At 50.9% G+C, this 9,745-nt stretch carries 9 protein-coding genes and 3 tRNA genes; all 12 read left to right on the forward strand.

Annotated features, from left to right (window positions below; all coding sequences use genetic code 11):
• Window positions 1–56: 56 nt before the first annotated feature.
• Window positions 57–416 (forward strand): phage holin family protein, encoded by a 360-nt coding sequence (locus VGA08_04135; GenBank protein ID HEX9679779.1) that lies wholly within the window; start codon window positions 57–59, stop codon window positions 414–416.
• Complete coding sequence (gene secG, locus VGA08_04140; GenBank protein ID HEX9679780.1) at window positions 416–631, forward strand: preprotein translocase subunit SecG; 216 nt, start codon at window positions 416–418, stop codon at window positions 629–631. Before VGA08_04135 ends, secG begins: the two co-directional genes overlap by 1 nt.
• Before the next feature lie 5 nt (window positions 632–636).
• Window positions 637–2,412, forward strand: coding sequence for an ABC transporter substrate-binding protein (locus tag VGA08_04145; protein HEX9679781.1), 1,776 nt, complete (start codon window positions 637–639; stop codon window positions 2,410–2,412).
• A 48-nt stretch (window positions 2,413–2,460) separates the two neighbouring features.
• Window positions 2,461–2,548, forward strand: a tRNA-Leu gene (locus VGA08_04150).
• Window positions 2,549–2,898: 350 nt separating this feature from the next.
• Entirely contained in the window at window positions 2,899–3,921 is a 1,023-nt protein-coding gene (locus VGA08_04155) for a DUF3644 domain-containing protein (GenBank protein HEX9679782.1), read from the forward strand.
• A 143-nt stretch (window positions 3,922–4,064) separates the two neighbouring features.
• Complete coding sequence (locus tag VGA08_04160; GenBank protein ID HEX9679783.1) at window positions 4,065–4,436, forward strand: hypothetical protein; 372 nt, start codon at window positions 4,065–4,067, stop codon at window positions 4,434–4,436.
• 463 nt (window positions 4,437–4,899) lie between these two features.
• On the forward strand, window positions 4,900–6,807 hold the full coding sequence (locus VGA08_04165) for a hypothetical protein (GenBank protein HEX9679784.1): 1,908 nt from the start codon (window positions 4,900–4,902) through the stop codon (window positions 6,805–6,807).
• Between the two features lie 66 nt (window positions 6,808–6,873).
• A complete protein-coding gene (locus VGA08_04170; GenBank protein ID HEX9679785.1) occupies window positions 6,874–8,505 on the forward strand; it encodes an FAD-binding oxidoreductase in 1,632 nt (543 codons plus the stop codon).
• A 6-nt stretch (window positions 8,506–8,511) separates the two neighbouring features.
• Window positions 8,512–8,754: a hypothetical protein gene (locus VGA08_04175; GenBank protein ID HEX9679786.1), complete on the forward strand. Its 243-nt coding sequence runs from the start codon at window positions 8,512–8,514 to the stop codon at window positions 8,752–8,754.
• Between the two features lie 44 nt (window positions 8,755–8,798).
• A tRNA-Leu gene (locus VGA08_04180) sits at window positions 8,799–8,887 on the forward strand.
• A 318-nt stretch (window positions 8,888–9,205) separates the two neighbouring features.
• Window positions 9,206–9,282: transfer RNA gene (locus VGA08_04185), tRNA-Val, on the forward strand.
• A 37-nt stretch (window positions 9,283–9,319) separates the two neighbouring features.
• Window positions 9,320–9,595 (forward strand): WhiB family transcriptional regulator, encoded by a 276-nt coding sequence (locus VGA08_04190; protein ID HEX9679787.1) that lies wholly within the window; start codon window positions 9,320–9,322, stop codon window positions 9,593–9,595.
• Window positions 9,596–9,745 lie beyond the last annotated feature (150 nt).

Here is a 9,745-nt window from a genome sequence, read left to right on the forward strand (position 1 = left end):
TTCGTTCGACCAGGCAGCAGTAACCAGCTTCGGAGTGATATAATCAAGCTTAAGTTATGAACGCCCAACTTTATAAGTTTTTACTCCGTTGGTTCGTTAACGGACTTGGTTTATGGATTGCGCAGCGCTTATTCGACACGGTGTCATTCGACGAGCGGCTCAGCACAATTGTTTGGGCGGGATTAATTCTGTCAATCGTCAACGCCCTAGTTAAGCCGCTGCTGATATTGCTGACGTTGCCGGCGGTTTTGTTGTCGTTGGGTCTGTTCATGATTGTTATTAACGGTGCGGCAGTTTGGTTAACCAGTTATTTTTATGGCCCGCTTCAAGTAACTAGTTTTGGCGGCGCCGTACTTGCTGGACTGGTAATAGGCTTGGTAAACTATTCGCTGACAACACTGTTGGAGGATCGCTAGTGATTTTGTTTCTGCAAGTCTTATCGCTGATTTCTGGCGGATTGCTGATTTTATTCATTTTGATTCAATCGCGCGGCGCGAGCTTGGGCGCCGGCTTTGGGGGTTCGAGCGAGCTTCATACCGAGCGTCGCGGTATTGATAAATCCATCCATCAGTTCACCATTTTGCTGGCCGTCGTCTTTGTACTGTCGATTGTGCTGAGCATTATCTCTTAAACTTGATGATAAAAAAAACTACGCGGCTGCGCTTTCGGCGTCGCCTCAGAACGACGCAAAAATCTGTAGCCGAGGCTCAGACTCAGGCGGCCCAGCAGCTGGATAAGCATGTCGTCCGTCGCTGGCAGAAGTTCATTGATGTTAGACGGTTTGTTTTGGCTTGGTTGATTTTAATCGGTTTGTTGATGTTAGGAGTATTTGCTCAAACCAAGTCGCTGGCTAATTTTTACAAGCAACAGACTTCGATAGAGGGCGGAACCTATACCGAAGGACTTGTCGGCAAAATCGCTAATCTTAACCCGATTTTTGCGACCACCTCTCCGGAAAGAAGCATCGCGACGTTGGTGTTTGAACCGTTGCTCAGATATGACGAGCAGACCAATGTTGTCAACGCCCTGGCTGAAAACTGGAAGGTAAACAGCGATCAAACTGTTTACACTATCAATCTCAGACCAAACTTGTTTTGGCACGACGGCCTGCCCATTACCAGCCAGGATGTTGTCTTTACAGTTGAGGCTATTCAACACCCTGATACTCAATCGCCGCTTAATCAAAGTTGGCGCGGTATTGAGGTTAGAGCAGTGGACGCGCTGACTGTGACGTTTACCTTGCCTAATGCCTTTACCCCGTTTATTCACTCTCTGACCCATCTCGGCCTTTTGCCCAGCCATGTTTTAAATGAAATCGAGCCGCGGGAACTGCGAACTCATCCGTTTAATTTGCAGCCGCGCGTAGGCAGCGGACCGTTTGTGTTTTCTAGCGTGTCGCTAGAAGATGAGCTGGGCCAAGTACGGCTAACCAGACACGAAAGTTATTATCTTGGCCGGCCAAAACTAGAGGAAGTTATTATCCAAACATATGCCGATTATGAGCAGTTGGTGGCGGCCTTTAACGACGGTGATGTTGCCGGTGCTGCTAATCTCGGGCTTGATGATGTTAGTCGATTAACCGGCCAAGACCGCTTTAAACTGGCAACGCCTCCGCTGTTCAATAACGTCATGCTTTTTTACAATAACAGCCGCGGTGAGTTTAAGCGCCGAGATTTTCGGAAAGCCTTGACCCAGCTGACTGATACCAAGGCCATTTTTGAAAAGTTAGGCGGAGCTTATTCCTTGTCAAACGCGCCGGTGCTGCCAGGGCAGTTGGGCTATAGTCCGGAACTGACCCAGGTCGGATTTAATCCCAAATCAGCCGCAAAACTGCTCGAGGGTCTGGGTTGGCGGCTGGAAACGGACGGTATCCGCCGCAATAAAAGCGGCCAGCAGCTGGAGCTGACATTAGTGACTCAAAACAGCGATGAATATCCGTTGGTGGCAGAAGAAATTCAACGCCAGTGGCGGGAAGCCGGCATCTTGCTTAAACTGGAGTTCGTCAGCTCGGCTAACCTTCAGCAGGATTGGATATTGCCTCACTCCTATGAACTATTATTATTCGGAATCGACCAAGGTGTAGACTCGGATGTCTTTGTCTATTGGCACAGCAGCGAAGCCAGGGTGGGCGGCTTTAACTTATCGGAATATAAAAACGCATTGGTTGATGCTGCTCTGGAGGCCGGCCGAACCCGCCGCAACCTGTCGCTTAGAAGAGCCAAGTACGAGTCGTTTGTTAAACAGTGGCGGGCGGATGTCCCGGCTATGGCAATCTACCGGCCGGTTTTCCAGTACGCGCAATTGAGTGTGGTTGATGGATTTATGGCTCAGCGTTTAGCCAATCCGGTTGATCGGTTTTTTGATATCCATCATTGGACGGTTCTGAAAGCGGATTTGCCAAAACCGTTATGAAGGATGGTTGATTTAACCGGACTGGCGGCTAAAATAGCTGGGGCACGTGGGCGAGTGGCGGAATCGGTAGACGCGCTAGCTTCAGGAGCTAGTGGACAATTTGTCCGTGGAGGTTCAAGTCCTCTCTCGCCCACCAAACAGGAAGATATTGCCAGATTCACCAGAGGTCGAGACGTCCCAGCCGGCGTCTCGGTTCATTTGACAGCCAGAGCCGAACGATGCTGCGGGACCCCTGTTGGGACGGTTCGCGTCCTGTGTGCCTACGTGTTGTCGAATCGACTACGGATCAACAGAGGTCCGTGCGCCGAGACGACCGGAATGTGGTGCCGATGACAACGCTTCGTGTCGTGCTCCTACTCGAGGCGGGGGACTTGGGGGCCTACGATACGTTGTAGACGCGCGCGCCAGCGGCCACGCATGGTGCTCTTGCTTGCCGTCACGATGACTGATTGAGATGATGGGGTCATGAAGGCTCGTTGGCGGACGATGCTTGAGGGTGCGGTCGATGAAGCGTTGCTCGCTGTGGACCTCTACAACCAACCAGCTCAGGCGCGACGCCTAGAGGGATTCTTCATTCACATGCACATCGCCTGGCTGTATCTGCTCCAGGCGCGGTTCCACCGGGACCACATCGACTATCGCTACCGTCTCCCCAACGGTTGGTTCGACCGTGTCGACGGCGAACCTAAGACCTGGGACCTGCAGAAGTGTGTCAGCGTCCGCTATCCGCAGGGCGGCCCGATCAACAAGAACCTCGAGTTCACCATCGGGCTGAGAAACAAGATCGAGCACCGGTACGAAGAAACGATCGCTATGGTGGCGAGTGGCTATGCCCAGGCCTTGCTCATCAACTTCGAGAACGAGCTGGTTGAGACGTTCGGGCTGAAGTACTCACTCGGGGACCGACTGCGGTTCCCGATCCTCGTGGGCACGATCACGGGTCTCAGCGAGTCAGCCAGCCTTAATCTGCGCGACGGTCTGCCGCGCTCAGCTCGCGACTTCATTGCCCGCTTCGAGCAGGACCTCGATGCGAGCGTCATCAACGACAACCGTTACGAGTTCCGTCTCCACCTCGTTCCCAAGCTCGGCCCGAAGGCCGAAGCCGACCGAGCTCTCACATTTGTCAGAGAGAGTGACCTCAGCGAGGAGGAACGCCAAACCCTCTCCCAACTTGGCCGAGCCGGCCGAGTCATCGTCCGTGAGCAGGTCAGACCAGTCGTTAGTGCCGACCTGTTGAGGCCGAGCCAGGTGGTCGCGGCTGTCCAGTCCCGCCTTCCGTTCCGATTCAACATGCAGCACTTCGTTGATGGCTGGCGGAAGCTTGAGTGCCGACCTCCCAGTGGCGCTAGACATCCCGAACGGACAGAGCAGAAGTACTGCATCTATGACAGGCCACACCGCGATTACCTCTATACTCAGGCCTTTGTTGACAAGTTGGTCCGAGAAGCATCAACCAAGAGTCGGTTCCGAAGGTTCTACGACAGAGATGCTCAGCCACTGGATAAGTGATAGCGAATCGAACCAGTTAGCACCCAGACCTTGTCGGGCGAAAGGGGAACACCATGGCACGTCGCAGACAAGAATAGTACGATTGCGATTCTTGTTTAGCGCCAACTTCAACGTGAGAGAAGAGTCAAAACCCGCACTTCTGTATGGTGGACCGAACATGTGAGACAATGTTGTCACCAGGTAATTGGAAACTATTGATGACGGCACTACCAACTCGTCACAAGCAAGCGCGAGATGAAGTCCTGCGTCTGCTGTACCAGCTGGTGACAGTAGCCGACACACCCACAGTATTGGAAATGCTTCGAGGCCTCTGCGAACAACTTTGGCAGGTTCTAGATCCCGATGATCCGACCACCTTGTGGGAAGAGATGTGTAGGTGGATTGATCTCAAGATTGATGCGCCAAGAATGGGTCAAGCGTATGGACCCGGGATACGTGAAATCGAACCGGAGCTCATGCTGGGCATTCACGGCGATCGGGGCCGGATCGACGACCCGGCCCCGACAGATGGATGACTAGGGCGACTTGGCGGCTGTCGATTGTCCGGGCGCACCACGGGCAGTGAAGTAGCACCGTCTAGCCCCAGCAGCTTGGCGTTGCATTGGTTTGCGTTCTGTCCTGTTTAGGCCCACCATGTCGAAGCAATCTACAACCTTGCTGGAAATAAAACTATCCAGGGGGTTGTTTTCTTTTAGGCAAGGTCTACGATGCTTCTCCTCTTTGTTTGAGCGTTCTATCCGCCCCACTATGCGGGGACCCTCTGAAGAACGCACAAACATTAATTGTCTGAGCTTTACTTTGGTTAGTACAGCTTGAACCCCTAGCTCAAGCGATTCGCTAGCGGGCGAAAGAGCGGGAAGGTTAGCTCCGCGGTTTTAGCCGGAGCGCTGTCATCCCCCAGGCCTAGTTGTATTGCTTTTACCGAAGTAAAGTGATAAAATAAACCTAAAGTTTTTAGTAAACAACTTAGGAGACGTGATGACAACAAGTGAATGGTCGCATGATCTTCCTATTGACGCGAGAGCTAATGGCGGTGACGAAATTGTATTCGAGCTTGGAAATGGCAATGAAGCTAACCAAGATTACTCGAGAACCGGCGAAGAATTAGTTGATGAGTCGGAGGCACAAACGGAAATATTTGAACTGGGAGAAACCGACTTCGCCGCGAGTATTTACAACCAAATTATCCAACCCTTAGAGAAAGAACTCAATCCGGGCTCGACCAAGCTTTCTACTGAGAAGCGAATAGCTTTTTTTGAGCAATTGGTAACCCTTAACGACATAACTGGCGGCCAGCACACGGAAAAAATCCAAGAACTGGTCAAGTTGCATTATATTGAGACCGGAAGGGCCGATGTCACGCCGGAAATCTTTGAACTTACAGCCGTCGCCTTAGCCTTAATTGAACCGGGAAAAGTCACCCAGAGCCTGTTCGAGCGGGTTAAGCGGGATGAAAATCAATGCGAATTACTTCGTGAGGCCAACGCGATTACATCGGACAACCAAGAAACAGTTATCGATAACCTGAGTCGATTGGCCTATTTTGCCAAGGTAATAGTCGTTCGGTCCGAAGAATTGTCGCGCATACATAGAGAAACCTACCCAGCGCCCAGCCGGGCTGTGACCGACGCGATGACGCTGCTGGCGGTAGTCGATAATTATCGTATGACCAACCAGGAAGACGGACCGGCGAACTTTATTGGCATTAATCTTTCTAGCCGGCCGGAAGTTGCGGCTTTGCAACGGAGAATCGACGATGCTCGAGTAGCTTTGATTTCCTGTGTTTTGCGTAACGGCGCGCTCGCCCAGACCCAAGTGGATTGGCTGGAAAAACAAATTGATTCGATTCATGACCCCGACACTAAAAGACAAATCGACTACGTTTTTGCCAGCTGGGCGGGGCCATCCAATCGCCGGAGCTGGCATACTTTTAAAAATATTAGCGCGACCCCAGACCAAGTTGAACGCCGGCAGAAGTTCAATGACTGGCTAGGGCTGACAAAGGACCAAGAAATCGCCAAAAAAATTGCCTCGCTGGCCACGAATGAACCCCAAGTGAGCTTTGAGGTTAGAGCCGAGGCGCTGCATAACCTAATTTCCGATTTGAGGCGATCAGATCAAATCGGCTCGGACGAAGCGGTGCAAATAATTGCGGCCACCACGCGTGCCGTAGCTGATGAATATGCCATCTTGGGCACTATCGAAGGGGTTTATGGGAGCCTAGACGATGCCGCTAGTTTGGAACTAGGGCGTGACAGAGGTATAGAGCGTAAAGCTGGCTGGATAGCCACCAAGCTATATAAACTAAAACTTAAAACTAACCTGGCGAACGAAGGGACGAACCAACACTATGAAAGACTGACTTATAAAGCGCTGTTGCTGGCTGATTCGGCTTGGCTGGATGCGGCCAATGGCGAGGCGGAGGTTAGTCTAGACCCCTATCTTGATGCCGTTTCTGCCTTGCAGGATCGGATTAACCGACTCGAGGCGGTCTTAGACAGCCAGGTAAAAGACGGCTTAGATGCGCAAGATCCAGTTGAGCCGAGCGCGGTAACCGTCGAATCAGACAGCGGTAGCGGTTTGCAAAAGGATTTATCGGATTTGATCAAGGAAATGACGCTGGTTAGAATGGCTGGCTTTAAGGCTATCCTCGAGCTTGGTCGGCCTAGTTTGGCGATTGAGCAAATCAGCACGGTGGAAGACTGGTTGAGTCTCGATCAGATTCGTCAGCGCGATCTTTGGCTGTGGGATTATTATGTTCGGCGCAGCGGCGGCATCGGCTTGACCGCTCAGAATCTGATCGACCGCAGCTTACGGGTAAATAACGCCGATTTGAGTGTCGATGAAAAGCTAAAAATCTTAGCTTCGCTGACAGCAAACAATTAGTTTTTCCCGCGGACGTCTCTTGTTATGATAATGTTAGTGGTAATCTAGATACTGCCGTATTTATTTATGAGTAAAGTTGCACACTATCTGCAAGAACATCTTCTAGGTGAAGTTATAACTTCCGAGTCAGCCCGGCGGTTTTTTTCAACGGACGGGGGTGTTTTTGCCGTTGAGCCGCAGATCGTGGTCTATCCCAGAAACACCAGCGACGTCAGAAAAGTTGCCCGATTTAGCTGGCAACTGGCTGAACGCGGCAAATTGCTGTCTATTACAGCCCGGGGTAAAGGCAGTGATCAGGCCGGAGCGGCGATTGGCAATGGCATTATTTTGGTTTTTCCCGCCCACATGAACAAACTGCTTGAGCTGGATACGGGCAAGGGGATAGCCCGCGTTCAACCCGGCATAATTTATAAGGTCTTGCAAACGACGCTCCATACCCACGGCCGATTTTTACCGCCTTATCCATCGTCGATTGATTTTTCAACCATAGGCGGCGCGGTGGCAAACAATGCTGCCGGTGAAAAAACCGTCAAATACGGCGCCACCCGTAATTTTGTCCGCGAGCTAGACGTGGTACTGGCTAACGGCGAACTAGTCCACACCCTCAGATTGACTAAGCGTGAACTCAGTAAAAAAAAGGGCCAGACGACCTTCGAAGGCGAGGTCTACCGTCAGCTGGACGCGCTGATTATGGATAATTGGGACTTAATCCAGTCGATCAATTTTGAGGTCAGTAAGAACTCTTCCGGTTATGCCGTCAAAGACGTTAAGCGCAAGGACGGCAGTTTTGACTTGACACCGTTGCTAGTCGGCTCGCAGGGTACGCTCGGCGTGGTTACACAGGTAACGCTTGATACCGAGCCGTTTAATCCTAATACGTCTTTAATTTCGGCTCACTTCGACGATATTGAAAAAGCCAAGACCGCCGTTAGCAATATTTTGCCGCTCAAGCCTAGCGCGCTCGAAATTGTCGATAAACACCTGCTGGAGTTTGTCGGCCGGCATAACCCCCGCCAACTAAAGGGTTTGATCGAACAACCATATCCAGGCTTTGTATTATTGATTGAATTTGACGACGTAAACGAGCGGAAGCAAAAAAGAGCCGTCAAACGAGTCAAAAAATTGCTGGAAGGCTTGGCGACAGAGTTTAGTTTGGCCAAAGACGAGCACGAGCGGGAGATGCTCTGGAAAATCAGGCACAGCGCGGCGGCGGTTATCTGGCACGTCGAAGGCCGCAAAAAAGCCTTGCCGATTATTGAAGACGGGGTTGTCCCGCAGGCAAAGTTCTCGGAGTACATCAACGGCATCTACAAAATTTTTGCCGATCACAAATTAGAAGCTGCGGTATGGGGCCATGCCGGCGACGCAAATTTGCACATGCAACCGTTTTTGGACTTGTCGTCTGTCGTAGATAGGCAAAGACTATTTAAAATCATGGATGACTACTACAACTTAGTTATCAGCCTGGGCGGCAGCACCGCCGGCGAACACAACGACGGCCGGCTGAGGGCTCCTTATCTGCCGAAGCTGTATGGCGCCGAAGTTTATGAATTATTCAAAAAGATTAAATCAATATTTGATCCTTATGGCACGATGAATCCAGGCGTAAAAATCGACGTCAGGCGGGAAGACTTAACCTTAATCCTGCGCAAAGAATATTCGATGGAACATTTGTCTGATCACATGCCAAGAACCTAAGACCGCATGGACGATATTGACTTGTTAATAACACTGGCTGGCACCGGCCTGGTATTGATCTCGCTTTTAATCGAGTTGGAACATAAAGTTATCTGGAAACGCTATCGACAGCATTATCATCCGCACCAGAACCGGTTTGTCGATAGCCTGCTGAGGCCCAATAAGTGGGTTTATTCGTTTCAGGTTTATATTCTCTGGCCGGCTATTTTGGTGCTTGGGCTGTTTATTCTGCTGAGAAATGCAAATTGAGTTTTATCGCTAAATGTGGCTACAATAGGTGCGCTTAGAGATATGGGCGAGTGGCGGAATCGGTAGACGCGCTAGCTTGAGGGGCTAGTGGCCTATAAGGGCCGTGGAGGTTCAAGTCCTCTCTCGCCCACCACGTCGAAGCAATCTACAACCTTGCTGGAAATAAAACTATCCAGGGGGTTGTTTTCTTTTAGGCAAGGTCTAGGATGCTTCTCCTCTTTGTTTGAGCGTTCTATCCGCCCCACTATGCGGGGACCCTCTGAAGAACGCACAAACATTAGTTGTCTGAGCTTTACTTTGGTTAGTACAGCTTGAACCTCCAGCTCAAGCGATTCGCTAGCCGGCGAAAGAGCGGGGAGGTTAGCCCCGCGGTTTTAGCCGGAGCGCTGTCCTGTCTCGCCCAAGACGGAAAGATGTATTACAATCTGTTTAGGGTAAAGTTTTTGGATGAGGGCGCTTAGCTCAGTTGGCTAGAGCATCTCGTTTACACCGAGAGGGTCGGGGGTTCGAGTCCCTCAGCGCCCACCAAAGTAAAGACCAAAAAGTTCCTTAGCGCTTGACACTGATGACTAATCTAAGTGATATAATCGGCGACTCAGAACTAGAGTGGCGCAGCCGGGCCGAGTGCAGGTCGATGGATCCTGACATATTCTTCCCGGCAGAAGGCGACAAAGCGGCAGTTAATGTTGCAAAATCGATATGCCTAGTCTGTGTTGTCCGGCCGGAGTGCTTGCTCGATGCGGTTATAACTGATCAAACAGAAGGGATATGGGGTGGCGCGACCCCCCGAGAAAGAAGACGGATTCGACGTGAGCTTAATCTGCCGGAGCACGATGAGTAATCGGCAAATACTTGTGAGTCGTTCGGATTAATTTATAATTGAACGTAAATAGGCTATTTTTATGTTGAGTGAACTAAGCGAGCTTTTATCAGCCGAAGACTTAGATTGGCAAAATCAAGCCAACTGCAAAGGATCCGATCCTAATAAGTT

This window comes from Candidatus Saccharimonadales bacterium (assembly GCA_036397795.1).
GTDB lineage: Bacteria > Patescibacteriota > Saccharimonadia > Saccharimonadales > DASWIF01 > DASWIF01.

What these genes read in the sequence shown, in the direction of transcription:
- VGA08_04160 (HEX9679783.1), top strand. Translation starts at nt 4,065, where the DNA reads ATGGTGGACCGAACATGTGAGACAATGTTGTCACCAGGTAATTGGAAA.
- VGA08_04145 (HEX9679781.1), top strand. Translation starts at nt 637, where the DNA reads ATGATAAAAAAAACTACGCGGCTGCGCTTTCGGCGTCGCCTCAGAACG.
- VGA08_04165 (HEX9679784.1), top strand. Translation starts at nt 4,900, where the DNA reads ATGACAACAAGTGAATGGTCGCATGATCTTCCTATTGACGCGAGAGCT.
- VGA08_04190 (HEX9679787.1), top strand. Translation starts at nt 9,320, where the DNA reads ATGACTAATCTAAGTGATATAATCGGCGACTCAGAACTAGAGTGGCGC.
- VGA08_04135 (HEX9679779.1), top strand. Translation starts at nt 57, where the DNA reads ATGAACGCCCAACTTTATAAGTTTTTACTCCGTTGGTTCGTTAACGGA.
- VGA08_04155 (HEX9679782.1), top strand. Translation starts at nt 2,899, where the DNA reads ATGCTTGAGGGTGCGGTCGATGAAGCGTTGCTCGCTGTGGACCTCTAC.
- VGA08_04170 (HEX9679785.1), top strand. Translation starts at nt 6,874, where the DNA reads ATGAGTAAAGTTGCACACTATCTGCAAGAACATCTTCTAGGTGAAGTT.
- VGA08_04175 (HEX9679786.1), top strand. Translation starts at nt 8,512, where the DNA reads ATGGACGATATTGACTTGTTAATAACACTGGCTGGCACCGGCCTGGTA.